General features: G+C 36.2%; 27 protein-coding genes. 4 read left to right on the top strand and 23 right to left on the bottom strand.

Features of this window, described 5'->3' with window-relative positions:
• Positions 1-197: 197 nt before the first annotated feature.
• The 5 genes from A2J09_RS22635 to A2J09_RS22620 form a co-directional block, all read right to left on the bottom strand.
• On the bottom strand, positions 198-608 hold the full coding sequence (locus A2J09_RS22635) for an RloB family protein (protein ID WP_233499894.1): 411 nt from the start codon (positions 606-608) through the stop codon (positions 198-200).
• 79 nt (positions 609-687) lie between these two features.
• The gene (locus A2J09_RS24375; protein ID WP_233499893.1) at positions 688-1,311 is read right to left on the bottom strand and encodes an AAA family ATPase; all 624 of its coding nucleotides are present in this window, start codon (positions 1,309-1,311) and stop codon (positions 688-690) included.
• The gene (locus A2J09_RS24370) at positions 1,284-1,880 is read right to left on the bottom strand and encodes an AAA family ATPase (RefSeq protein WP_233499892.1); all 597 of its coding nucleotides are present in this window, start codon (positions 1,878-1,880) and stop codon (positions 1,284-1,286) included. Before A2J09_RS24370 ends, A2J09_RS24375 begins: the two co-directional genes overlap by 28 nt.
• Positions 1,881-1,981: 101 nt before the next feature.
• On the bottom strand, positions 1,982-2,908 hold the full coding sequence (locus A2J09_RS22625; protein ID WP_012293006.1) for an NAD-dependent epimerase/dehydratase family protein: 927 nt from the start codon (positions 2,906-2,908) through the stop codon (positions 1,982-1,984).
• A 186-nt stretch (positions 2,909-3,094) separates the two neighbouring features.
• Positions 3,095-3,622, bottom strand: coding sequence for a YceI family protein (locus A2J09_RS22620; RefSeq protein WP_012293005.1), 528 nt, complete (start codon positions 3,620-3,622; stop codon positions 3,095-3,097).
• 421 nt (positions 3,623-4,043) lie between these two features.
• On the opposite strand from A2J09_RS22620, the gene A2J09_RS22615 reads away from it, so the two are divergent.
• The gene (locus A2J09_RS22615; RefSeq protein WP_036160867.1) at positions 4,044-4,481 is read left to right on the top strand and encodes a VOC family protein; all 438 of its coding nucleotides are present in this window, start codon (positions 4,044-4,046) and stop codon (positions 4,479-4,481) included.
• Positions 4,482-4,550: 69 nt separating this feature from the next.
• Here the strand turns inward: A2J09_RS22615 and srtB are convergent, their stop codons facing one another.
• The 8 genes from srtB to A2J09_RS22575 form a co-directional block, all read right to left on the bottom strand.
• A complete protein-coding gene (srtB, locus tag A2J09_RS22610) occupies positions 4,551-5,339 on the bottom strand; it encodes a class B sortase (protein WP_012293003.1) in 789 nt (262 codons plus the stop codon).
• Positions 5,336-6,106 (bottom strand): ABC transporter ATP-binding protein, encoded by a 771-nt coding sequence (locus tag A2J09_RS22605; RefSeq protein ID WP_012293002.1) that lies wholly within the window; start codon positions 6,104-6,106, stop codon positions 5,336-5,338. The genes srtB and A2J09_RS22605 overlap by 4 nt, the downstream gene beginning before the upstream one ends.
• A gap of 5 nt (positions 6,107-6,111) precedes the next feature.
• Positions 6,112-7,077: a FecCD family ABC transporter permease gene (locus A2J09_RS22600; protein ID WP_012293001.1), complete on the bottom strand. Its 966-nt coding sequence runs from the start codon at positions 7,075-7,077 to the stop codon at positions 6,112-6,114.
• Between the two features lie 95 nt (positions 7,078-7,172).
• Positions 7,173-8,078 (bottom strand): heme ABC transporter substrate-binding protein IsdE, encoded by a 906-nt coding sequence (isdE, locus tag A2J09_RS22595; RefSeq protein ID WP_036160863.1) that lies wholly within the window; start codon positions 8,076-8,078, stop codon positions 7,173-7,175.
• Positions 8,079-8,103: 25 nt separating this feature from the next.
• On the bottom strand, positions 8,104-9,375 hold the full coding sequence (locus A2J09_RS22590) for an NEAT domain-containing protein (protein WP_227256907.1): 1,272 nt from the start codon (positions 9,373-9,375) through the stop codon (positions 8,104-8,106).
• Between the two features lie 83 nt (positions 9,376-9,458).
• Entirely contained in the window at positions 9,459-10,883 is a 1,425-nt protein-coding gene (locus A2J09_RS22585) for an NEAT domain-containing protein (protein WP_012292998.1), read from the bottom strand.
• 1 nt (position 10,884) lies between these two features.
• The gene (isdC, locus tag A2J09_RS22580) at positions 10,885-11,502 is read right to left on the bottom strand and encodes a heme uptake protein IsdC (protein WP_227256906.1); all 618 of its coding nucleotides are present in this window, start codon (positions 11,500-11,502) and stop codon (positions 10,885-10,887) included.
• A 216-nt stretch (positions 11,503-11,718) separates the two neighbouring features.
• On the bottom strand, positions 11,719-12,291 hold the full coding sequence (locus A2J09_RS22575) for a manganese efflux pump (protein WP_012292996.1): 573 nt from the start codon (positions 12,289-12,291) through the stop codon (positions 11,719-11,721).
• Positions 12,292-12,533: 242 nt separating this feature from the next.
• On the opposite strand from A2J09_RS22575, the gene A2J09_RS22570 reads away from it, so the two are divergent.
• From A2J09_RS22570 to A2J09_RS22560, 3 genes are all read left to right on the top strand, one after another.
• Positions 12,534-13,406: a glycine betaine ABC transporter substrate-binding protein gene (locus A2J09_RS22570; protein WP_031418785.1), complete on the top strand. Its 873-nt coding sequence runs from the start codon at positions 12,534-12,536 to the stop codon at positions 13,404-13,406.
• Positions 13,407-13,928: 522 nt separating this feature from the next.
• Positions 13,929-14,834: a PucR family transcriptional regulator gene (locus A2J09_RS22565; RefSeq protein WP_036160860.1), complete on the top strand. Its 906-nt coding sequence runs from the start codon at positions 13,929-13,931 to the stop codon at positions 14,832-14,834.
• An 82-nt stretch (positions 14,835-14,916) separates the two neighbouring features.
• Entirely contained in the window at positions 14,917-16,014 is a 1,098-nt protein-coding gene (locus tag A2J09_RS22560; RefSeq protein WP_012292993.1) for an ABC transporter ATP-binding protein, read from the top strand.
• Positions 16,015-16,295: 281 nt separating this feature from the next.
• Here the strand turns inward: A2J09_RS22560 and A2J09_RS22555 are convergent, their stop codons facing one another.
• The 10 genes from A2J09_RS22555 to A2J09_RS22510 form a co-directional block, all read right to left on the bottom strand.
• Positions 16,296-17,171, bottom strand: coding sequence for an ROK family protein (locus A2J09_RS22555; protein ID WP_036160858.1), 876 nt, complete (start codon positions 17,169-17,171; stop codon positions 16,296-16,298).
• A 99-nt stretch (positions 17,172-17,270) separates the two neighbouring features.
• Complete coding sequence (locus A2J09_RS22550; protein WP_227256905.1) at positions 17,271-18,287, bottom strand: SIS domain-containing protein; 1,017 nt, start codon at positions 18,285-18,287, stop codon at positions 17,271-17,273.
• Positions 18,288-18,306: 19 nt separating this feature from the next.
• A complete protein-coding gene (pfkB, locus tag A2J09_RS22545) occupies positions 18,307-19,236 on the bottom strand; it encodes a 1-phosphofructokinase (RefSeq protein WP_012292990.1) in 930 nt (309 codons plus the stop codon).
• Entirely contained in the window at positions 19,233-20,075 is an 843-nt protein-coding gene (locus A2J09_RS22540) for a class II fructose-bisphosphate aldolase (protein WP_012292989.1), read from the bottom strand. The genes pfkB and A2J09_RS22540 overlap by 4 nt, the downstream gene beginning before the upstream one ends.
• Positions 20,076-20,146: 71 nt before the next feature.
• Positions 20,147-20,878: a GntR family transcriptional regulator gene (locus tag A2J09_RS22535; RefSeq protein ID WP_012292988.1), complete on the bottom strand. Its 732-nt coding sequence runs from the start codon at positions 20,876-20,878 to the stop codon at positions 20,147-20,149.
• 69 nt (positions 20,879-20,947) lie between these two features.
• A complete protein-coding gene (gene nagA / locus A2J09_RS22530) occupies positions 20,948-22,126 on the bottom strand; it encodes an N-acetylglucosamine-6-phosphate deacetylase (RefSeq protein WP_012292987.1) in 1,179 nt (392 codons plus the stop codon).
• Positions 22,123-22,791, bottom strand: a complete 669-nt coding sequence (locus A2J09_RS22525; RefSeq protein WP_012292986.1) for a YesL family protein — start codon at positions 22,789-22,791, stop codon at positions 22,123-22,125. The genes nagA and A2J09_RS22525 overlap by 4 nt, the downstream gene beginning before the upstream one ends.
• A 171-nt stretch (positions 22,792-22,962) precedes the next feature.
• Entirely contained in the window at positions 22,963-24,573 is a 1,611-nt protein-coding gene (locus A2J09_RS22520) for a type 2 periplasmic-binding domain-containing protein (protein WP_036162586.1), read from the bottom strand.
• Positions 24,574-24,598: 25 nt separating this feature from the next.
• Positions 24,599-25,477: a carbohydrate ABC transporter permease gene (locus A2J09_RS22515; protein WP_031418776.1), complete on the bottom strand. Its 879-nt coding sequence runs from the start codon at positions 25,475-25,477 to the stop codon at positions 24,599-24,601.
• A 13-nt stretch (positions 25,478-25,490) separates the two neighbouring features.
• The gene (locus A2J09_RS22510; protein ID WP_012292983.1) at positions 25,491-26,483 is read right to left on the bottom strand and encodes an ABC transporter permease; all 993 of its coding nucleotides are present in this window, start codon (positions 26,481-26,483) and stop codon (positions 25,491-25,493) included.
• Positions 26,484-26,489: the final 6 nt, after the last annotated feature.

Raw genomic sequence — 26,489 nt, 5'->3', positions numbered from 1 at the left:
TAGGACCCCTACGTCACAAAAAGAACCTACCGTTTTTAAAATATGTATCGTATCATTTCATGTATGTTACAGTAAGGTTGTCACGGCTCTCCGAACTACGAAGAGCCATCATGTCTGTACAATTTTAATCGCTACTTCATGACGTAATGCAATGGGGGCAATAATCGTCTCATCAGCCTTATGACGGAAATATCGGCTCACACCGAGGTGTTGTTCCATTTGTCATTTAAGACGGCACGTGGATATTTTTCCGAGCTATCCACTTCCTCAAAATGCAAAAGTAACCACAATTCAAAAGCCTCATTAGAATAGGCAATTTGAATCTCTTTTTCCTCACAAAATTGATTTACTTCCTCCAATTGCTTTTCTGTTAAATCATCCTTATCAAAAACAATCCAGACCTCATCAAAATATTGATAACTAGAATCCCGATAAGCATGTTGAGCAAGCTTGATGGCAGATCGTTTAACATTTTTTATTTTGACACTCACCATTTTAGAGCGCTTCAAAATACGTAGCTGTTCAAAATAAATACGCTCCGTTTCACCTTCACAATAAATTAAAATAGTTTTCCGCAGTGTTCGGTTCCCTTGTTGACGTACTCTCACTGCTCAGATACCTCCGCTTCTTCTAAATATTGTTCAGATAAATATTCATTAATAACGGGCGTTGCGCCAAATTCTCCTTTTAAATAACGTTTTGCATAAGAAAGGTCGCCACGCTTTTTTGCAAGTCTGCAAAATCAAATAAAGAATAGAGCTCAGATTCATTTTTAAAGGTTTTATTAACAAACCAAATTTGATCAGAACGCAATGGCTGATCCAATAACTCTATTTCATGACTCGTCACGACAAATTGATTACTCGTATTACGTTTACTATTCATGATTGCCATTAGAAATTCGCAAATTGATACATGAAAAGCTGTATCGAATTCATCAATAAAAATAGTTTTTCCTTTATTATAAGCATCTACCATCACACAAGCTAAATGCAACATGCGCACTGTACCTTTAGAATCCATCGTCCAATTGATCGTCTCGTTTCCGATGGGCACACCCGATTCATCAAATGATAAATAATGTAGGTCAATATCAACTTCTTGAATGACCTCAGGGCTGTCAAATTCGTAGCCAATGGTATTTTTTCTCTGCGCTCCACACGTCTTGCCGTGACATCTTGAATTGAAAATCGGCAATTTTAAGAAGTTTGATGACCTCTTTTTAAAGGGCTCCTCTTCAAGTTTACGAATTAGAGGATGACTTGATAACCGATTCGCTTCATCTAGAAACAGCATTTTATGTAAAACCAATCGAATACCTTTAACGCGTCTGAATCATTAAAAACATGTAGCACTGATATAAAGGCTGTATTATTCCGCGTATATTTTGTTAATTCCTGTGCAGTCGAATGAGCTGTTTCATACGAATAATCCACACCATCCCATCGTCGGACAAAAAGCTCTTCCTTCAAATTATGAGTTGTCTTGTGAAGACGCTCATATAGAATGATGGAAGCATTGTACTGAATTTCATACTCATACAAAGCACCGTCCAAAAATAGTGAAATCATAAATTCTGTTGGTTGGCCCTGCTGACTTCCTAGCTTGAAAGGTTGATAAGGCAGGCGTAATTGTTTAACATTGTTCAGATTCTCAAAGTTAAAGAGTAAGGTTCTCAAAACTTTAAGCGCGGTAAATAGATTGGATTTACCACTTCCATTCGGCCCAAAAATAAATGCACTTTTCACGACACGAAGTGAATCATCCAACGGTATGGTATGGGTATCCTTCCATTTTCGTAGACGACTTCCTGCTACCATTGAAAATAATGTATCCTCTTTATAGCTTAGACAATTGTTCACTCTAAAATCTACAAGCATATGTAAGCCTCCGTCCACATCCATTTCTTTAATGAATTATTATACTATAGACATAGAAAAAGACATATTACACTGTGTAATATGCCGAATCCTCTATATAGTTAAATTTCCGCCAATTTATCAACTTGTAAAGCATTCAACGTACGTTCAATTCCCTCTGCAAAAGAAATTTTGGGTCTCCAACCAATTGCATTGGCTAATTTGTCATTATTTAAAAATGAATGTTCAATATCTCCTTCTCTTGCGGGTGCATATTGAATTTCAAGTGGATGATTTAAATGCTGAAGCAACAAAATCACTTGATGAAGAGACCACGCTTCATTTGTGGACACATTATAGATACCTTGTAATCTTGAATGGACACCGGCATAAATGGCATCTGCAATATCATCGACGTAAATAAAGTCACGTGTCTGTTCACCATCACCATAAATTGTAAAGGGTCTTCCCTCCATGCTACTCTTTAACATACTTGGGATGACAGCAGCTTCACCTTGCATTTGTTGTCTTGGACCGAAAACATTGGCGAATCTGTAAATAAGGATAGGTAACCGATAATCCTTTTGCCATTTTTCACAATAGGTTTCCCCTATGCTCTTGTTTAGCCCATACATTGATATAGGTTCGCACACATCTGTTTCTTCTAGTGGCGGATAGTGACTATTTCCATACACAGCCGCTGAGGAGGCAAAAACAAAATGCTTTACCTTATATTTAGATGATAAAAAGAGCATTTGACTTAGCCCAACAATATTCGTCAAAATATCCTTTACTGGCTCCTGTAAGGATTGTTGAACACTCGTTTGTGCTGCACAATGAATGACCACATCGAAATGTGTCTCTTTAAAAAGGTGCTCACAAACCTCATCCTCCACATTTAAAAGATAAGATTTATGCTCAAAATCAACATTCCGTAAGTGACCTGTACTTAAATTATCAATAATATAAACAGATGCACCTTCTTCAAAAAAACGCCTACCTACTGCACTGCCAATAAAACCATAGCCACCTGTCACTAATACATTCATCCTATCGCCCCCAAAAACAATATGATGATTTATATGCAGAATTTGCTAAAAATATGCAAAAAACATACTCGATGGAATTAATTTACAAAATATCATTACTAGAATATTTCTTAAGTACATACCTTTTTTTGGACATATAAAAAGCATGCTTGAATATACCTTCAAGCATGCAGGAAAATCTCTTTATTAAGCTGGGTTAATTTCTAACTCAACTGATACTTTAATATCTTTACCTACTAGTACTCCACCAGTTTCTAAGGCTGCATTCCAAGTTAAACCAAAGTCTTCGCGATTGATAGTTGTTTCAGCTTCAAAACCATATACTTCTTGCCCCCAAGGATTAGTACCCTTGCCATTAAATTCTGTATCAAATGTTACTGATTTTGTTACACCTCTAATAGTTAAGTCTCCTGTTACTGAATATTCATCGCTAGATTTTTTAGTAATGTCTGTTGATTTAAACGTAATTGTTGGATATTGTTCAGCATCAAAAAAATCCGCTGCTTTTAAATGGTTATCACGATCTTCACTACGTGTATTAATACTTGCTGGATCAATAGTAAAGCTAATGTTAGCAGTTGTTAAGTCTGCAAGATCTGCCGCCTCAATGTCCGCTGTGTATTTATCAAATACACCTTTCACTTTTGATACCATCATGTGTTTTACTTGAAAGTTAATTGCTGAGTGCCCTAAATCAATATTCCATTTTGCCATTTTAAAATTCCTCCAATAAGTTGATTTTATCTCGATTTCGAGATATATTTTAAAATATGAAGCAACTACATGAATTATGTTACCCAACATTGATTAGGCTAAACATTTGTAGTTACTTATCTTTTTGTACTACTTTGGTTATGAAAAGTAATTGATTACTTTATGTAACTTACTATATATTAATAATTAAATTACGTCAAGTAATTTAATTATTTTTTGTTAAAAGTTCTTTTTGAAATTTGAAATATTCAATTTACGATTTCGAACAAGCATAGGTTTGTCCACATTAGCCATAAATAAAGCATAACGTTAAAGAGTTTTTATGTATCATCCTTTGTCTATCAAAATTCATGATCGTATCAGGATTTTTTTTCATCCATTTGTTATATAATTCTGCGAAGAGGACTTGGAGGTATGAGGTATGAAAATCAATAGAATGGATCATGTGAGCATAAACGTGAATGATCTTTCAGAGGCTAAAGCATTTTTTCTTGAGCTAGGGCTTGAAGTGAAAGCAGAATGGGAATTACAAGGAGAACTGCTGAGCCGAATTGTAGGGCTTAATTATACAAAAACGGCATGTGTAGGATTGGGGATGCCTGATGGTCAGACATGGATAGAGCTAGTGAAATTTTACTCGCCTTCTGATGAAAAAGGTATACAGCCAACTTTTGCAAATACGCTTGGAATCCGACATATTTGCTTTAATGTTGAAAATATTGAAGGTATTATTGCTAAATTGAAAAAAAGGGGTACAAAAATTTTTAGTGAGATACAGCAATATGAAGAAAGTTATAAATTATGTTACGTGCGTGGTCCTGAGGGCATTATTTTAGAGTTGGCGGAGAAAATCCAATAAAAAAGGCTAAAAAGATGGAGAACCTTGACAGTGAAGGTTCTCCTCAATAAAAAGAAAGTCAAGCTCTATTTATTCACCACGTTTTACTAATTTACCCTGAACAACAAAGCGGTGCTCGTCACTCATCACTGAATCCTTACAGGTAGACAATGTCAGGATTTTATCACCGGGACTTATAGCGACATCCATTTGTATGGATGATCGCTTTTGAATTTCCTCTAGAAATTGCTTATAAGCTCCGTCACTTGTAAAATCCGTTTCAATATAGTAGAAATCAATAGTTGTCTCATATGCTGCAAATACCTCGATATCATACCCTTCATATAAGGTATCTAAATAAATAATGGGATGGTCATTCGCGTAGTCTTGCTTTAAGTAATTTTTTAGACTGCCAAACATCGTATTGTTTTTCATAGCATGACCATATAAAACTGTATTTTGACTCATAGAAACAATATTATTTCGATAATCCATAAAGACACTGCCTGCACGACTTTCCTCGTCTCTAAAATTATGATTTAAATAAAAATCATTATTGTCAGCTTGTAGTACTGGATTATTTAACTTTGTTCCATCCACTGAAATCCATCCTACAATTTGACGGTTCATTGCTAATAAATCTTGGAATTGAGGTCTTATCGTTGAAGGAGCTTGAGTTTCTTCCTCTTGATTTACAGGCTGATCTTCAATAGTGCTTAATGTAGCTTGATATATATCCTGCACTTCCTTCAGCGATTTTGATGTCTCATAGTACGTATATAGATACTTTGCAAGGGAAAATGCAGAAAATAAAAATATTGCTACATATAGAAATGTGACAAACTTTGACGCCTTCTTTTTCATCCCATCACCATTCATATCCCCATTGGCATCATATAATAGCCAAGTTGTTGATCTTCATTAAATACCGCGTTAACCCCATATACCTCTTTAATAACATCTTTCGTAATTACATCACGTGGGGTACCTTCTGCAAATATTTTACCATCCTTCATTAAAATAATATGGTTACTATAGCGAATAGCTTGATTAATATCGTGTAGCACCATGATAATCGTTAAGCCGTGCTGCTCGTTTAATGTTTTGACAAGCTCTAATAATTCTAGCTGATAATAAATATCCAAATATGTTGTCGGCTCGTCCAAGCATAGTATTTCTGATTGTTGTGCCAAAGCCATAGCAATCCAGACACGTTGCCGCTCCCCACCTGATAACGCCTCTAAATTTGTTGAACTCTTTTGTTGTAAATTTGTACAAGCCAGTGCCCATTCAATGGCTTTTTCATCTCCCTCATTGTCCTTTTTCAGCAATGTTTGGTGGGGAAGACGACCAAAACCGACTAATTTTTCAATTGTTAAATCTTTCGGTATATCGTTTTGCTGATATACTATGGCTAGTTTTTTAGCAAATTCCTTAGGCTTATAATCTAGTAAGTCTTTATTTTCTAACAGGACATTTCCTGATTTAGGTGAATGCAGACGAGAGATGACACTTAATAAAGTTGATTTCCCACAGCCGTTCGGACCAATTATTGTTGTAATTTTGCCTTTTGTAATTGATGTGGAAACACCCTTTAAATGATTACGTGTATTATCATGCGATACAATAATGTCTTGTATATTCATGCTTGTCACTCTTTTCGTAATAAGAATATTAGGAAGGGTCCACCGATAATGGCCATAATGGTGGACGCCGGGATTTCAAGTGGTGCAACAATTGTACGTCCAATTGTATCTGCTAATAAAATTAGTAATGCTCCTGCCAATGCTGTAAACGGAATAAGCACAGCATGATCATGGCCAACTAATCTGCGAGCAATATGAGGTACTAAAAGACCCACAAATGAAATAACTCCTGCAACAACAACTGAAACAGCTGCTAGTAAGACAGCCACTGCTGCAATTAATAACCGTGCTCGCACAACTTGAAATCCTAAGCTTTTAACAGTTTTGTCTTGTAATACGAGTAAATTACACCAACTATATAAAGCAAGAGAACCTATTAATCCGATTGAACCATATGTCACAATTGTTGAAACATCTTTCCATGTTCGCATGGTTAGATTAGAACCAATAACACTGGATGCGGACATATTTAAGGAGCCGCCTAAGCTAATCATAGCCTCGGTTAAGCCTGTAAACATAGCGTTAATCGCTATCCCTACTAAAATCAATTTGAGCGGGCTTAAGCCAGATTTCCAAGATAATGCAAAGACAAGCGTACAGGCTAAGGCTCCACCCATAAATGCTAACACGGGTGTCATAAAAAATAATGTGGGGAAAAAGGCAACAATAAACAATTGGACAAATGCTGCACCCGAAGATATTCCGATAATCCCTGCATCTGCCAATGGGTTACGCATCACCGATTGTAAAAGCACCCCAGAAACTGAAAGGGCGGCACCTGCAAATAATGCCACAATGATACGTGGGAAGCGTAAATCACGAATAGCCTCCATTTGACTATTCCCCTCATTAAATAATGCCCCTATAAACTCAAAAAAGCCCATTTTAATGCTACCTGTTGATGCTGAATAAATCACTGTCACCAGTAATAAAAAAATTACAAGTAAAAAACTGACGATTCTTTTTGTCATATCGGACTTCCTTTTTCTTTTTTTATTCCATATAGGATAAGAAAAACGCTCTATGACGAGTAAAAATACTGATCATACGAGCGACATTCGAGTTACTATTTACGATAGAAAATTTCCATCAGCTGTCCTAAAGCCTGTGGTACCTGCAAGGAGGATGTCGTCCCGAATAATTCTTCCTCTAAATCATAGACTTTACCGTTTTTCACTGCATCGAAATGTTTCCAAATATCATTAGTTTTAAATTCTTCATCAAACATTTCCACAACCTCATCGGGCATGCCATGTGATAAGCGCAAAATAATATCCGGATTGCTATTATGAAGATATTCCGTATTAGAAGATAGATATTCTGCATCTTGCCCTTCCATTACATTGATACCCCCTGCTCGTTTGACAAGATCCCCGGCATAGGAATTTTCTGTTGCTACTAGATAACTCCCTGGTATACCTAGTAAAATTAATACGCGAGGACCTTCTTTATTCGCAGCTACGCTTTGGACTGCCTCGATATTCTTCTGTAGATCTTTTACTAATGCATCGGCTTGAGCTTCACGATCATAGCGTTTTCCTAGAGATGTTATCTCCTTTAGCATGGCATCAACGCTTTGGAAATTAAGAAAATCAACAGGAATATTAAGTTGTTTAAATTTATCCTGTAAATCGTATTCTAAAGTGGAAACGGATAATACTTCTGTTGGATTTAATGACTTAACAATTTCCATATCTGGCTCCATCGCATTACCGATTGTTGGCAGACCATCAAAACGCTTTGCTAATTGCTTTTCTGTTTCAGGTACAGCGATTGCATCAAGCTCCAGCTTATCAAGGATATCCGCTACCACTACAGTCCCAGCAATAATACGTTGCTCACTATCTTCTGTTACCTGTTCTTTATCAGTAACTGTCTCTTTTTTTTCTGTTTGATCGCTGCTACTACATGCAGCAAGAATTAGTGATAGTAATGTCAGCAACAGTACCTTCATTTTCCAATCTTTTTTCATTGTGTCATCCCCCACTTATTTCTGCTCAGTCAGCTAAATTTTTGGTTTTCCTAATACGCTTAATCAGTAACCATCCTGATACCAGACAAATAACGATTAGCCCAATAATTTTTACGAAGTTTAACGGCTCCATTTGCTGATCTGCAGTCGATTTTTTTACTACTTTTGTTTCCGTAGTTTCCTCATTTGTTTTGCTGTCCTCTAATGCTTCTTCTAAAGCTTCATCAGTTGGTTCATCAAGTGTACGATCAAATGTTAATTTTTCTTCCTTTGGTCTAAGCAAGGGTGTTTGAATAGCTGGTAATGTCTGTGTGGCATTGCTAGAAACATTCTCTTTACTTATTTGTATTGGTGGCTTTTGTACCTGCTCCTGTTGCTCCGTTTCCACCGACTTGTCACGTACGACTTGCGTAGTAGGTTTTTCGTTCGTGGGTTTTTGTAAAAGCAATGAAACCTGCTTTTGATTGAATACTAGCTGAACATAATATTGATGATGATAAGAAATGTCAGGAATATCAATCTTTACCCACATTCTTAACGGCTGTGTTAAGTCCTCAACCTCAAATTCCACCATGCGTACATTATCTAAAAGAGAAACTTGCTTTGGTTCAATCTGATTTCCCTTATCATCTATCTGTAGACCTGTCACCCAAGCTGATTGTAAAATAGTCATTTGCGCATAGTATCTACCACCCTTTTCAATAACCTTTGCGATTGGCTTCACATAGTTATTCAAAATAGAAGGTTCATTTTTACCATCCGCTAATAATACATAGTCCACTGCCCATTCTTGGCCTTTTGTTTCTTCTACAACTAAGTTTTCAGCTTCATCCGTTTTGTTTTTTTCCTGAGGAACATTCGGAGTAAGTCCCGCTATCTCTATTCGCAGCTCTTGAGTGAACGAAAAATAAGATTCTTCAGCTGCAAGCTCCACATTGCCCTTTATAACAATCGGGTCTTGTAATGCCAAAACATCAAACTGAACTAAATTTTCTATATCTTGAGTCAAAGAAATTTCATTGCCAAGCTGTTCGATATGTATGTCGCGTACAGAATATGATTGTTCAAGTGCCAAAGTTAATTGATACTGACCATCCTTTACGGTGAGAGTTGCTTTATGTTTAAAAAGATTTCCTTCAAACCCTTCAATAGGAGAAAAACTTAGTTCAACTTGATAACTACCATCTATTATGCCAAGGTTCTCAGCTTTTGCTTGCATAAGAATGGATGGAGGGAAAACAAGCAATAAAACTGCCAAAACAGCCGAAATACAAATGTGCTTTTTTATGATTGTCATTGCATGGTCTCCTCCCATTTTAAACACATAGGAACTTCCTTCCCCATAAAATATGAGAAAGGAAGTTGCTGTAAAAATCCTTATTATTTATTCATGTATTGCAATGAGCCATTTAAAATTTTCGCCATATGTGAACGTTTTAATGGACTGTTGGCATCAATAACTGTTTTGCCATCAGCAGTTGGAGAACCAGTCATTACTTTACCTGCATATAGAAGTGCAAAGGCTTTTTTTGCTTCTTCGTCTTTCACTTTTGCTCCATCAGCATAGTAAGAAAGACCTGTGTCACCAAAGCTCATTTCTTTTCCTGCTACATGTGTTATTGTGCGATAGATCATGACAGCTGCTTGTTGACGAGTAAGTGTATCATTTGGATTGAAGTTTGTCGCTTTTTTAACAATGCCTGCTTCAGCTAATGCATTAATAGCTTGAACAGCTTCCGCACTAAGCTTACCTGTATCTTTAAATCCAGCATCTTTTGTAGAAGATACGTTCAATGAACGTGCCACCATTAAAGCAAATTGAGAACGTGTAATGTTGTCATTTGGTCTAAAATTGTCTTGTGCCTTCACAATTCCTAAGCTGTAAAGTGATAGGATGGCATCTTTATTCGCATCTTTACTAATGTCCTTAAATGGATTGATAACTGGTTTCACTGCACCTTCCACAGCAAAGCTAAATTGTACTGTATGATTCGAATCATACTTCACACCTTGGGCTGGTTCATTTACAACGATGTGTAATTGAGCACTTACCAGTTTCTTCAAATCTTTAACTTCAAATGAATATGTGCGTGAATTTGTTGCATCGTCTTGTTTCACTAAAGTTGCTTCTTTCCCCTCTACAGTGAAACCTTTTACATATTGACCTTGAGGGAATGTCATTGTCACAACATTTTTACCGTCTTTTACAGTAACTCCTACTTTTGGTGCGATATATTGTTTCATCATCGACTCTTCTGTTGTACCATCTTTGTAAACAGTGACAGCAACTTCATTCACTTTCACTTCTTCTTTTACTTCTTTCACTGCTTTTAGATCAAAATCATACCATTTATCCATATTTGCGGAAGGAACAACTACATGGATTTTTGCTGATTTAACTTCATCAACAACCACAGGGAAACTGTATGTAATAGTACCGTCGTTATTTTTTACTTCTTTAGCATCTAAAAATGTATCGCCTTGTTTTGTTTGTAGACCTGCAATCATTGGTGCAGATTTAGCAGTGATTGTTAATTGAGCTTCAAATTTACCGTCTTTTTCAACGATTGTTCCTTGTGGTACTAAATGAGAACTAATTGCAGGCTGTGCTTCTGTTGTACCTGTTTTAAAAATTTGGAAATTAATAACTGAATCCGTTTTAGCAGCTTTCGTTGTTTCTGCCTTCACTTCTGTATTTGTTGTTACTAATTCTGCCGCAGATGCAAAGGAAGGAACTGTAAGAGATGCTGCTAACAATGAAGCTAGTACTATTTTAGTTGCACGTGATTGACGTTTTTTAGCCATTTTATTGACCCTCCGTTTTTGTTTGTAGTTTTTTTCTATAAAGTAAAAATGCTGACCCCACTAACGCAACGATTAATAGATAAGGTGTTGCATCATCTGTTTGTGGATTGGGCACTTGACTTCCAGTTGTAGTTGCTGAAGAAGTAGGTTGAGATTTACTGGATTCTGTCTGTTGAGTAGAAGCAGTCGCTGTATTTGCAATTGATGTGGCATCAAATACAAGTGATACACTGTATTCATGATGATAATTGATATCATCAATATCAATTTTCATCGCTGTTACTACAGGTTTTGTTAGGTCTTTAACAGTGAATTGTACCGTTCGTGTATCTGTTGCTTGATCTTCACTCACTACAGTTGCTCCACCTGGTGGTTGAAATTTCGTAATCCATGCACTGTTTTTTAATGTAATTTGTACTACAGCAGTGCCATTCTTCACCGTCACTTTAGCCGGTTTTACAAAATAATCATTAGCAATGGATGCGGAATTACTTTCAGGTTTATTGACCTGATATTTTATCGAATGAGTGCCATCAGCCAGCTGAGCAGATGCTTGCGTTAACCCGAAGTTAACGAAAAAAATACTAACAAGCATGATCAACATGAGCATTTTCTTCATGTGTTGCACGCCTCCCTTAGTCATAATAAAACATCCTAATTGATAGATTCACTTCCATGTAAACGAAAATAATTCTCAATTACGATTCTACTCCCAAGAATAATCGTTACTGCCAGTCAATGTCAACTATTAATCCAAATTCGTCCTCAATATGTCAAATTTTCCTCCTAATAAAAAGAATATCACCAAAATTTGGTGATACTCTCGCTCATCATTTTATTTAGCAAACATCTCTAAAATACCAATCAATAATAATAACCATCCTGAAATAGCTGTTGAATGCCTGCCAATAAACGTTTTGGCGAGCAACGCCCCACATTGACTGCCTACCCCCACCGTAACAAAAGAAAAGACACCGATGGAAATTACTGTCCATATTGCAGAGATGCCATTTGCTCCAATGGCAATGCCCCCTGCCAAGCAATTAGCTGACAATACAAAACCGAGTGCCATTGCCTCTCGAGTTGAGATCACTAAATTTTTATCTTCATCAAAAAGCTCAGGGTTCCCTGCTATCCGCTGTTTAGAAAAGTTATTGGACATCAAGGTCCATATGCCTATAACGCATAATAGTAAACTTCCTAATAAATTGGCAGTATGCGGTGAAATGTATTCAACAACAGTGCTGCCAGCTGTTACAGCGACATATGTGACAATCATTGACATGCCAGCGATCACTGCATTCGATAAAATAGGGATTTTAACTTGCTTGACACCATAAGCAAGCCCAATCCCCAAATTGTCTAGATTTGCAGCAATCCCTATTAGAATAATAGTAATCCAGTGCATACTAAGCCTCCTCAAAACCCAGTCTCCATTTTCACCTATCATATGTAATCGAGTTAAAAATCTATGGGCTTCTTAGTCCCTTATTCAGCACCTTTTCCATGATTCATTCTTCATTTTATTGCATGAGTTACAGGAAACCTCTATTTGACAAAAGTAACAACTTGTATATAAAATTAAGTTGTTACTTATTGATATTTATTAATTTTCACTAAGAGGTAAGGAATTATTGAAAGGGGAATATGATGAGATATTCAAAAGTATGGAAGATAGGATTTGTTTTTTCATGCCTACTACTATTAGCTGCATGTGGTTCTGCAGATGCTGGTACGAAAGATAAAAAAGAAATTAACTTGGCGTATGTTGAATGGGATACAGAGGTTGCTTCTACTCATGTGGTAGGACAAGTATTAGAAAATTTAGGATATGATGTAACACTAACACCATTAGACAATGGCATCATGTGGGAGGCACTTGCGAACGGTGAGGTTGACGGTATGGTATCTGCCTGGTTACCGCAAACACATGCTCCTCAAGTAGAGAAATACAAAGATAAAATTGAGAATTTAGGCGAAAACCTTACTGGTGCTAAAATTGGCTTAGTCGTTCCAAGTTATATGGATGTTAATTCAATTGAAGACTTAACAACTCAAGCCAATAAAACAATTACAGGCATTGAACCAGGGGCTAATATGATGGCTACAACCGAAAATGCCTATAAGGAATATCCCAATTTAGAAGGTTGGAATGTTTTAACCTCTTCAGCCGGTGCCATGACCGCAGCCCTTAGTCAAGCCATTTCAAACCATGATGAAATCATTATTACAGGTTGGTCACCCCACTGGATCTTTAATGCCTACGATTTAAAATATTTAGAAGACCCTAAAGGTTTATATGGTACAGAAGAATATATTGGTACATTCGCTCGTAAAGGATTAAAAGAAGATGCATCTGAGGCGTATGATGTCCTAGATCGTTTCTATTGGACTGCCGAAGATATTGAAAGTGTGATGTTTGATATTATGGAAGGTATGAGTGCTACGGAAGCAGCCAAGAAATGGATTAACGACAATCAAGATAAAGTAGCTGACTGGACAAAAGACGGGAAGTCATCATAAATGAAAAAATCCATTTACTAATCACTAGTAAATGGATTTTCTAATTATAATGGACTACTTACAACTGTAATCCTCCTTTTAGAAGTGATCACCTTGAAACTAGTTTTAAATTGTGACCCCTGTGCTGTCGATCAAGTGCAAGTTCATTCCACCAATAACTAACACTCCTTTACAATCAATACTAAATGGGGAAAAGTTGATGGGAACGAAGGGGAACTTCTGCGGAAAACACAACTAAAACTTTTTAAAGTTTGTCTACGGTATTGAAACATTAGGCTATTCTACTATCTTTACTCTTTTTTGAACAGGGGGCCCTAATGAATAAGAATTAACCATTCTTATTCACCATCTTCATGGCTATGAATTTATTTACACTTCTTAACTTTTTTCACCCTAACATTTATTATTACTAGTAATGGTAGAAAATTTTAAAGCACGTTTGATTATATATTTTTACGAATTTTTCCCGTATGACTTTTCAGTTAAATGTTTTACTATATATCGAAAGAAAAGGAGTCTTTCATGAACTTAAATCTCAAAGCATTGTTTCCTTCCTATCGTTATTATCGTTCCAAGCCAACTCAACTATCAAATGACTGTCATATTTTTTACCATCACGAAACTAAGGAATGGTTCTCTATCTCAAAGCATGAGGTTTCACACCGGGACTACGAATGGCTGACGGTTTTTTATACTGAAGTTACTTCGTCACTATTTCAAGCCTCGGATATATGGTATGAATTTATTTACTCAAATGGTGACATGCCATCCAAATTAACCTTTAAGAAAGCACGTGTTATTCAAATAACTTTTATAAACGAAAACCCTCCTTTAGAAGCATTAAAAGAAGCGCTATACAATTTTTTTCAGGAAGATACGATATTCATTCAAGTTGCTACTAATCACTTTTTACTTATTGAACCTGAAAACTGTTCCATAAATGAGAGGGAAGATTTACTTGCCCTTATTCGTACGATTGAAGTAGATTTTTATGTCCGCATCCATTTATATGTAGGAGAATTTTATGTAATTGATCAAAATTTTCCAGTTAAATTCCAAAGAGAAGCACAATGGTTCAAAGAATGCTTACATTTAAGAACTGCTGAACCTTATTATTCATTTCAAACAATATTCCCTATTTTATTAACAGAACAATTGCCCACTTCTATTCTTAAATTTATTGAAGAGCAGATTATTCTACCTTTAAAGTCAGACAAGGAATTATTGGAAACAATTAAAACTTTTTGTGAATGTGGTTTCAATATTTCGTCGACATCCAAAAAATTACATATACATCGTAATACGCTTACCTATCGATTATTAAAGTTTCAAGAAATCACCAATATTACTATCAAAAATTTAGATGGTGTTATTCTTGTTTACTTTGCTAGTTATCTTTGGTCCTTTTTACAAAATGCACAAAATTAATTAACTGAAAATTATGCACATTAAACATTGGTTTTCTTCCTTACTTTATTTACACTGAATAAAAGAACAAAGGGGATTAAATATGGAGAAAATTGTACTTAATCATATTTATAAAATATACGATGGTGGTGTAACGGCTGTATCTGATTTTAATTTAACAGTTCAGGATCGAGAGTTTATTGTACTTGTTGGTCCTTCAGGTTGTGGAAAGTCAACAACATTACGTATGATAGCAGGGTTAGAGGAAATTTCGGAAGGCGATTTTTTAATTGATAACAGGAAAATGAATGATGTGCCATCTAAGGAACGTGATATAGCGATGGTGTTTCAAAACTATGCACTCTATCCACATATGACAGTATATGACAACATGGCATTTGGCTTAAAGCTTCGAAAATTTTCAAAACAAGAAATTAAAGAACGTGTTCACAACGCAGCAGCCATACTCGATTTAGAAAAGTATTTAGATCGTAAGCCTAAAGCTCTATCGGGTGGTCAGAGACAACGAGTTGCCCTTGGTCGAGCAATCGTCCGAGATGCAAATATTTTCTTAATGGACGAGCCATTGTCCAATTTAGATGCAAAGCTACGCGTGCAAATGCGTGCAGAAATTACTAAGCTTCATCGACGATTAAAAACAACGACAATTTACGTAACACATGACCAAACTGAAGCAATGACAATGGCAACACGCCTTGTTGTCATGAAGGATGGTATTGTTCAACAAATTGGTACGCCTGAAGAAGTATACAGATTACCTGAAAATAAATTTGTTGGTGGTTTTATAGGCTCACCATCAATGAACTTTTTTAAAGGGGTTTTCTATGAGGAAGGGATTCAATTAGGACCTATTACATTAACCATTCCAGCAGAAAAATCCAAATTATTATTAGAGCAAGGATACTTACAAAAAGAATTGATTCTTGGCATTCGTCCTGAACATATATATGAAAAATCTTCTGTCATTTCTGAGCCATTCTTCTCAGCTATTGAAGCAAATGTTGATGTATCCGAATTAACAGGTGCTGAGCTTATGCTACATGCACAGTTAAATGGACAGCCTTATATTGCACGTGTAAACTCTGATACCAAAATTACTCAGGGCCAATTAGCACACCTACTTTTTGATATGTCACGAGCTCATTTCTTTGACTTAGAAACAGAGCAACGCATTCGTTAGAATAATAGACAAGTATAAGCCTCATTGAAAAGGAAACAGACTACAACAAGTCTGTTTCTCTTTTTACAGTTTAATGTGCAATCAACCTCACTAATTTCAGATTAACCGTTCTATTTGACAGTTAGTTATTCTCCTCTACCATTCATGACATTTACGTACTAAAAACATACAAATGTAAAAGACCCAATTTCTCTATATAGGGGATAGAAAGAAGTTGGGTCTTTTTATGAAATTTTTATCGATGTAATTTCCCATTTTCCTAATCGCACCACTGTTTTTTATTACTTCATTGCTGCACCATACAGACCTGCCTCAGCTTTCCGAATACTACTCTCTATAATTTGCTCTTTCCCTTCAAAAGGCGTACGTAACAAACGTTGCTGAATGACCTCTTTAATCTGCTCGATGATTTTCGGCTGATGATTAAAAAAACCTCCGCCTAATACGATGCAGTGTGGATCAAGCATTAAAATCATTTGGTGTAACTGTTTTTCCATGCAATCAATAATTTGCTGCAACACCTTCTCCATGATAGGGTCACCCTTGTAATAGAGCTCCATCATATCTTTTAATCGAATAGCTGAATTTCCTAGTAATACTCTTCCCAGCTTTTCTATAGCTGGCCCAGCGACACTTTCCTCTAACGTTTCACCAGCATGACCGACAATATTAAACCCTATTTCACCAGCTAATCCTGTTCCTCGTAAAAATTCACCATTAACGATGGTACAACAAGATATCCCTGTACTTAATGTTACATATACCATCGTTTCCTTCTGAAATCCTCTAGCATTATACTCTCCCCAGGCTGCCATATGCACATCGTTATCCATCATAATCTGTGCATGGGGAAAAAATTCAACTAAGCGTTCACAAATCGGAAAGTTACGCCACGGTATATTATTTTGATAGATGGCTAGACCTTTTTGAACATCAACAATACCAGGTAAACCAATGCTTACCTTAGAGATATCTTTAAAAGAGAGCTTCTTCTCCATACAGAGCAACTCAAAGCTGTTGATTAAACAATGGAATAAAGCGTCTCTAGTTGAAATATCACTTGGTACCTCTCTTTTAATTAAGAGCTGCTGGTGTTGGTTGAATAAAGCTGTGGCTAACTTTGTCCCACCAACATCGGCTACTAAAATATGACTCATCTTTTCATCACCAGTTTTCCACACAGGATTCACTTAAATTCAAAATTATCAGAAAGTAAAAGATAGAAATATATCTATTACCTATGGAAGAGTCTACTATTATGAAAGTTTGACGACTTGTGTTAAATTACGTGGTTTATCGGGATTACGCCCTTTAAATATGGCATGCTGATAAGCTAAAAGTTGGAAGTAAGGAACCGCTTCAACAAGGCGATTTACATCATCTACTTCTGCAGATAGCTTAAAAATTAAATCTGCTTCTAATTCTTCAGAAGCTATACCGATAATAACAACGAAGCCTCCAAGCTTTTGAATATCCTTCACTAATGCCTGATCATATTCCTTCGTTTCATTTTGTGTAAATATAATAACAACCGTTTCCTGATCGACAATAGAAATTGGACCATGTCGGAATTCTAAATTTGAGTAACTTTCACATTCCGTTTGGGTCATTTCCTTCAGCTTTAATGTTGCTTCTTTAGCCAACCCATTAAAAACACCTGACCCTAAAAAAATAAAGCGCTTTATGGAAGCATCTTCAGTCACCTGCGTTAACTGCTGTCCATTGCCTAATGCTGAATGCACAAGAGCGGGGATTTTCTCTAATTGTTCCAGCATATCCGCTCTTCCACTAATTTTCGTAGCATATAATTGCAAGGCATATAGCATATTAGAAAATGATTGTGTCATGACCACGCTTTTTTCTGATATATGATTTAAAGCAATCAATTCATCTGTTAATTTTGCCATAGGTGTGTCACCATTACATGTTACTGCCATAGTACGTATATTTTTCGCATCCTTCAAATGCTCTAAGGACATAATGATTTCCGAAGTTGTCCCCGATCGTGAAATTCCAATAATAAGATACTTTTTATTCTTTAATATAAAAGTGTCTGTGTGTAAAAATAACTCAGATGCTGGTACCGCAATGGCAAATTCTCCCGTAACGGCTTGATAATATCGCGCTGCTGCAATGGCTAAATAATAGGATGTTCCACATCCAGTGAAAAGCACTACATCTACAGCTTTTTCATTGAAAGTAATTAATTGAACAGTGTCCTTTGTTCTTTCTAACTTTTGTCCTTGTGCCATAATCTCATTGTATGTGTACATAACCAAATCCCTACTTCTCTTATATTTTAGTTATTTGTATCTCATCGATAAGCTTTTCCACATTTTTTCTTTGGACTTTTGCAATTTCATTATGTGCTGCATTCGCTGAGCCACAGGCAACAGCCCATTTGTATGCCTCTGTATGGTCTGCACCATGTGAGAGCTTATAAATAAGTCCTCCTAAAAAGGCATCACCACTTCCTACTGTATTGACCACATTTATCGATGGTGCATTCACTTTGTAAACCCCTGACGGATGAACAAATAGAGCGCCTTGCTCGCCCAATGAAAAACATACATGCTCAATGCCCATTTTTTGTAATTTTACACCAGTATGAACTAAGTCTTCCTGAGTCAAAGCAGACCTACCGATTAATTGAGCAATTTCATCCTTATTAGGCTTAATGATGAAAGGTATTGCCGTAATACCCTTTTTCAAAGCATCGCCACTTGTATCAAGTGCGACTCTAATACCTTTTTCCTTTAATAATTTGATAATCGTTGCATATGCCGTTTTCTGTATACCTTGGGGTAGGCTTCCTGACAATACAAAATAGGTAGCATGTTCCGCTTGTGTTTCAATCCAGCTTAACATTTTTATCCACTCTTGTTCATGAATTGTAGGTCCTACCTCTAACAACTCGCTCATTTCCTTCGTTTGCTGATTAATAATCGTTAAACAAATCCGGCTTTCCTCCACTATTTGTACGAAATCAGTTTGGAGATTTTCCTCCTGTAAAAGCTCGGCTATTTTACTACCATTTAATCCACCAACGAAACCGCCAATACTCACTTCACCACCAAGTGATGCAATAACACGAGCTACGTTAACCCCTTTTCCACCACCTTGTTGTGACTTCTGTAACACACGATTTGTCTGACCAATCATTAAAGAGTCCAGCTCATATACTTGGTCAATGGCTGCGTTTAAGGTTAAAGTAGTAATCATTTTTGTAACATCACAATCTTTTGCTCTACTAATTTAATTAAAGATTCCCGTGCTGGAAGGAAATACTTTCTTGGATCATTTTCTGTTGGATAATCCTTAAAATAAGCTCTTAATTCTTCAGCAAATAAGTCTTTAAGCTCCGTAGAAAAATTTACTTTCGCAATTCCATATTTCAAAGATTTACGCACATCCTCTTCTGGCACCCCCGAGGCTCCATGCATAACTAATGGAATATTAGTAGAACAATGGATTTCCTGTAAAAGCTCAAATAACAATTTTGGCTTTTCCCGGTACTTACCATGTGCCGTACCGAAAGCGGGGGCAAACGAATGGATTCCCGTAACCTTCACAAAATGCTCAGCTTGCTTAGGGTCAGTAAAGAATGCATTCTCTTCCTTTACGCTTACACTATCCTCGACACCACCAATTGTTCCAAGCTCTGCCTCAACTGGCACATTTACCGCACTTGCAGCTTCAACTACTTTTTTTACTAATAAAATATTTTCCTCATAAGGTAAGGAAGATCCATCAATCATCACAGAGGTGTAGCCTGCCCGTAAACATTCCATCACAATATGATAAGATTCGCCATGATCCAAATGTAATGCCACCGGTACTTTTGCCTGTTCCGCTGCTGTTTTTGCTAGCGCAATTAGATAAGGCATCTCTACATATTTATAAGTACTTGAAGTTGTTTGCAAAATTACAGGTGCACCCACTTTTTCTGCCCCAGCTATTACAGCTTTAATCACTTCTAAATTATGTGCTCCAAAAGCACCGATTGCATAATTATTTTTATAAGCATCTTCCAACATATCTTTAGTTGTCACTAATGGCATAATAGAATTCCTCCCTCAATGGGTTGTTGGTATAATCTATAACAAAAATAAATGAAGCAAACTATTAAATTTTAATTTAATTCCGTATAAAAACGGCAACGATCTCCTCTAACAATCGAAATACAGAACTCCACTGGTTTCCCTGAAGTGTCAAACGCAGTCCGCTCCAGTAATAAAGCTGGTTTTCCAGCCTCTGTTTTCAATAAAGGTGCTTCATCTTTCTTAATAAGGACAGGTTCAAAGGCTTCTCTCGCCCTTACAACAATAATGTTAAAACGTTCGGCTAATAAACTGTATAAGGACGAAGACGTTACTTCTCGTAATATTTCAATATCCTTAATTAGGCTTAATGGTAAAAAAGATGATTCCAAAATAATCGGCTCATTATCTGCAAATCGTAAACGCTTCATTTCTACAACTTGTTCGTTTTCCTCTAATGCTAAATTAGTTCTAACCTTCATTGATGGATATACCTTCTGTATTTCTAATACTTCATCTTTTTGATTAAATCCCTTTTCTTGAATCATGCGACTAAAGCTATAAAACCCTCCAAGAGATTGTTCAAGTCTAGGCTTGCAAACAAAGGTCCCTTTCCCTTGAATCCGATATAATTTCTCTTCCTTTACTAATTCCTCTATTGCCTTTTTTACTGTATTTCGACTAACACGGAACATCTCCATCAATTGATTTTCCGAGTCAATTTTATCTCCTGGTTTCCATTCACCTGATTGAATTTTCCCAAATAAAATTTGTTTCAGTTGATGATATAATGGGATTACACTAGATTGATCTAATAAATGCATCTTTTTTCCTTCCTTCTCTAGGTTTTGTAATCAATATACCATCTATATAATAGGATGCCTATTGATATATCAATCCTTTTCAAAGGCAAGAATCCCTAAGCAAAAAGTTTTCTCTACTTCCCCTTCCTCATTCAACCAAACAATATCTGCGTCTTTTCCTAGTGCAATAGACCCTTTACGATTGTCCATGCCTAAATGCTCTGCTTGATTTAAGGAAACAACACGTAATTGCTCAGCAAGTGAAAGTGTAAGCCATTCTTCTATGTTCTTTCTTGCCGCATTCATATTCAATACACTTCCTGCTAAGGAACCTGTTTTACGTTGAATACATTGATTATTCATTACTTCTACTTCATTACCACCTAAATGATACATACCATCTGGCATCCCCTTTGCACGCATACCATCTGTAATGACGAGCAAACGATTCAAGCCTGTCAGTTTATAAACCATTGGTAGTAAATCTTTATGAACATGTATATTATCTGGAATTATTTCCACATACACATCTTCTGATAAAAGTACTGCTCCAACAACACCTGGATCACGATGATGCAGTCCACTCATGCCATTAAATAGGTGTGTTGCATGATTAATACCAGCTTTTAATGCATGTTGTGCTGTATCATAGTCAGCATTAGAGTGACCAATAGATGCAATAACCCCTTTACTAGTTAATTCGTGTAGTAATTCAAAACTGCTGTCTTCCTCTGGCGCAAATGTGACAATACGAATCGAATGATGAGACTTATTATACAGGTCATTAAATTGTTGCACATTTGGTTTTAAAATATATGCTTCGGATTGTGCCCCTTTTTTTAATTGACTAATAAATGGACCTTCTAAATGAATTCCTAACATCTCAGGTACTGCTGTCGGTTGGTTTTTATAATAATAGGCAAGTGCCTCAACAGCAGCTTCAATCTCCGTCATAGAGCCTGTCATCGTTGTGGCTAAAAAAGCAGTTATTCCCTCACTGGCTAAATACTTTGCAATTCTCGAATAACAAATATAGTCCGCATCCATAAAATCATGGCCTACAGCACCATGTATATGGATATCGATCATTCCAGGGATAATATAGCCTCTTTGCTGACAGTCAATTACATTCTCTATTAAAGCGAGGGTAGGGCAATTAGCCATATGATCAATTACTGTAATTTTCCCTTCCGACATTACTAGGAATCCGTTATTGATAATTTGATTTTCCATCACGATATTCGCATTAATAATCCATATTTTATTCATGAGGTTATCCCTCTCTCAACAGAGTAATGTGGTAGATTAGTATGTTTCTCTACTTCGCTCTCATTCTTAAATATATGGGATGACATCCACGTTAAAAATAATGCAGCTAAACTAACACCGAAAAACGGTATTAAGCCAGGCAACCAGCTATACACTTTATAAAGAATTACAAGCCCTACAATATTGCTAATCATTTGTAATGGATACGCAATACTAAATATGATTGAAGCAGCAAAGTAGCGTAGTGTTGGCAAATTATAATGGGAGAATAGTTGAAATATATTTACGACAATCATACCGAAAAGTATACAAATAGAAATAAACGCTGTTAGTAACAGTAGACCTTGTAAGCCATGAAACGTTAAAATGATTTGAAAATTAATCGTTAAAAAGTAGCCAACACACAGTAGAATCATACCTATTTTATTGGATGGAATAAATTCAGCTTTATATGTATTCCAATAGATTTTGACTAATCGTTTTAAATCATCTTCTCCTTGTAGCCTTTTACGTAAAGTAGTAAACATGGCAACAGTCGCTGGGGCTACTCCAAATAACAACAATCCTAATAAAGCTAAGCCTGTCCATAGTAACTGTAACACCGCTAACAATGTGATCCACTCTACAAACCAGTATAGTTTACCTTTCCACCCTTCCAATTCCATGTCCATTACCTCCCTACGATAACGCATTCCTAAATATTTTCTTTTTATACACTCCCTACATCCATCATTGAAGGTCGAACAAGAGAGTGTCACATAAGCCCAGTTATGCAAGATAAACTTATAGCCTATGTGACCTTTTCTTGTTAAGTTTGAGGGAGAATCTGAACCTCCTTATTTAGAACGGTCATATGCCCCTTGTGCCACTTCCATATAGTCCTGCAAGCCCATCTTCTCTATTGTTTTCTTATAGTCATTCCATTTATCGAAGCTTTCTTTTCCTGTAATAAAGCTTGCTGTCATTTCATTTACATAGGTTTGTATGTCTGTTAAAACAGCGGACACTCGATCATTTTCTTCCACAGTGTAATTTAACCCTGGAATAATTTCATCATCTTTCAAAGCATATGGCATAACTTGCTTAGCATTGTTAAGAGAATTTTCCTTAGCCTCTGCACCTTGGAAATACTTTTGCGTAACAATCCCAGGGTAATAACCACCTGGCCATGTTAGATAATCACTTATTGCTTGGTCTAAGTTTTTGCCATCTGGATTATTCGTAATACTGTCGATATATTGAATAGTTCCATCCTCATTTTCTTCGTAAGTGACACCTTCAAAGCCCATAAAGAACATTTTAGCCCCTTCATCACCATATAAATGATCAATCCAACGAACCATTGCTTCAGGATTTTTCGCTTTATCTGTTACGACAAACATTCCTAGATTCCCAAGACCATTAGTCATTGCAGTATATTGTCGATCCCCATTAGGTCCTTCTAAAACTTGGGCACCCGTATAACCATCTAGTTTAAATAACTCTTTAGGGTCTACTTCACTAAGCATACCAAACGTTCCTTTTGCTGCTTCTGCCGCAAATTTCTGTGGCTCAGTCGTAAACACATCCTTATTAATTAAACCTTCTTTATAAAGCTTATTTAAATATTCAAGTAATTGTTTATATTCGTCAGTCGTTGGCACGAATCGGAATTCCTCAGTTCCTTCTTTAAAATCTAAATTCAGATTCATCGTTCCTTGCTTATTCAAGCCAAACGATCCTCTTAAGTAAGAAATAATTTGTTCAATACCATAACCAGTTCCCCAGCCTTGTTCATCTTGTAAACCATTACCATTTGGATCATTCTCTTTAAAAGCTTTTAATACTTTGTATAAATCTTTTGTTGTTTCTGGTGATTGTAAGCCTAGGTTATCAAGCCATGTTTGGTTAATCCATGGCGCTCCAACACGAAGTGATGAAAATTTTGGATCGTAAATTGTTGGAAAGCCATAGATATTTCCATCTGCCATTGTCACACCTTGCTTGACAGATGGGTATTCTTCTAATAGCTTTTTAAAATTTGGTGCATATTGATCGATGTATTCATTCAACGGTAAGAATACACCTTGTTGACCGTACTTGATTAAATCTGTTTTGGAAAATGCTGATGCAAAAAATATTTCCTGATAGTTTCCTGAAGCTAAAAGTAAGTTCTTTTTGTCTGCTAATACTTCTGTCTGAACCGTTGTCCAATTCATATGGATGTTAGACATTTTCTCGTATTCTTCCCATAACATTAGATGATTCCAATCCTGTGATGCAAAAAACTTTGCTGCAAAACCATCGACTTCAATTTTCTCCTTTGCAATCGGCATACCCGTCACATTCAAATTATCGATATTATCACTTTTTACTCCACCAGCTTCTTTATTATCCGAACATGCTCCTAATAAACTTGCAGCTAACATCAGGCTTGTTACAAAACCATAAACATGCTTTTTTTTCATTTTCACTTAAAATCGCCCCTGTTCTTTAACCTTTTAATGAACCAATCATGACACCTTTTACAAAATATCTTTGTAAGAATGGATAAAGCATTAACATTGGTAGGTTAGCAACGATTAAAACTGCGTATTTTAACCCTTCAACGCTAAGTTTTTGAGCTAAAAAGCTTTCTGACGTCGCTTTAATCATATCGTCAGCTTGTCCTTGAATTAATATTTGCCTCAGAATAAGTTGTAATGGAAACTTATCTTGGTCTTGCAAGTAAATCAATGCCTGGAAATAAGAGTTCCAATGTCCTACAGCGTAAAATAAAACCATGACTGCCATAACAGGTAATGATAATGGAAGTACGATACTCCATAAAATACGGAAGTTCCCTGCACCATCAATCATGGCCGATTCCTCTAATTCATATGGAATGGATTGAAAAAATGTCCGCATAATAATGATGTTCCATACAGCTACTGCATTCGGAATAATCATGACCCAAAATGTATTTATCATGCCCAAATCACGGATTAATAGATAGGTAGGAATTAATCCCCCACTGAAAAACATGGTGAATACCATAAATGCCATAATAAAGCCCTTTCCTTTCAAATGTCTACGAGAGAGAGGGTAGGCTGCACAAATGGTCATCACGATATTAAGTAACGTTCCAAAGAATGTGTATTTCAACGTGTTAATAAATCCATTAATAATATCTGGATTTTGGAATACTTTTTCGTAAGCCTCCACTGTAAATTCCTTTGGCCATAGCCATAGATCCCCTGAAATGACATACTCAGGATTACTAAGAGAAGCACTCAAAACAAAAATAAGTGGATACAAAACAACAACTGCTACAATGGCTAAAAAAATATAATTAAAGATAGTAAACGCACGATCGCCCTTTGATTCTTTCATGTCAATCTCTCCTTTACCATAAACTTGTATCACTCACTTTTTTAGCTATTCTATTAACCATAATAAGGAGGATAAAATTAATGATAGAGTTGAATAAACCAACTGCTGCCGAAAAGCTATATTGTGCCTCTAAAATTCCGCTACGATAAACAAAAGTGGATATAACATCTGATGCCGACATATTTAAATCATTTTGCATTAAAAATACTTTTTCAAATCCAATGGCCATGACAGATCCTACATTTAAGATAAATAAAATGATAATCGTCGGCAAAATCGCAGGAATATTGATATGAATAATCCTTTGAAATTTTGATGCTCCGTCTATCATTGCTGCCTCATGCTGTGCTGGATCTACGGCAGCCAAAGCTGCAATATAGATGATGGAACTCCATCCCATCGTTTGCCAAACATCAGACAGTACATATATGGATTTAAACCATGTAGGTTCTGAAATAAAATCTACGGGTGTACCCCCAAACAACATAATCATTTGGTTAATCATCCCATCCGATTTTAAGAATAGTAATAGCATCCCAACAACTACTACTGTGGATAAAAAATGTGGGGCATAAATGACTGTCTGTACAAATTTTTTAAAACGAAGACTCTTCACTTCATTTAGTAGCAAGGCGATAATGATGGGTATTGGAAAAGAAATAAGTAGCGTAAATACGCCAATCCCAATTGTGTTTCTGATTAAACGCCAAAAATAGTAGCTATCAAAAAAGCGTTCAAAATGCTTTAATCCTACCCACGGACTCCCCATAATTCCCTTAGTAGCAATAAAATCTTTAAAGGCAATTTGCAAACCATATAGTGGGTAATAATGGAAAACTAGAAAGTAAAGGATAACAGGGGCTAGTAATAAATAGAGCTCCCAATTTTTTTTGATAGATTTTTTCCACTCAACCAGGTGATTTTTCTTTACCTTTGATTGCTTTTTGAAAAAACGTTTTGTTTTAAATGGCTTTTCCTCAACAGTTGTTTTATCTAAAAGCGTCATGACTAC

This window comes from Lysinibacillus sphaericus (assembly GCF_001629735.1).
Taxonomy (GTDB): Bacteria; Bacillota; Bacilli; order Bacillales_A; family Planococcaceae; genus Lysinibacillus; species Lysinibacillus pinottii.
Note: the sequence above shows the minus strand (reverse complement) of the source record. Positions and strands in the feature narration are given on the sequence as shown.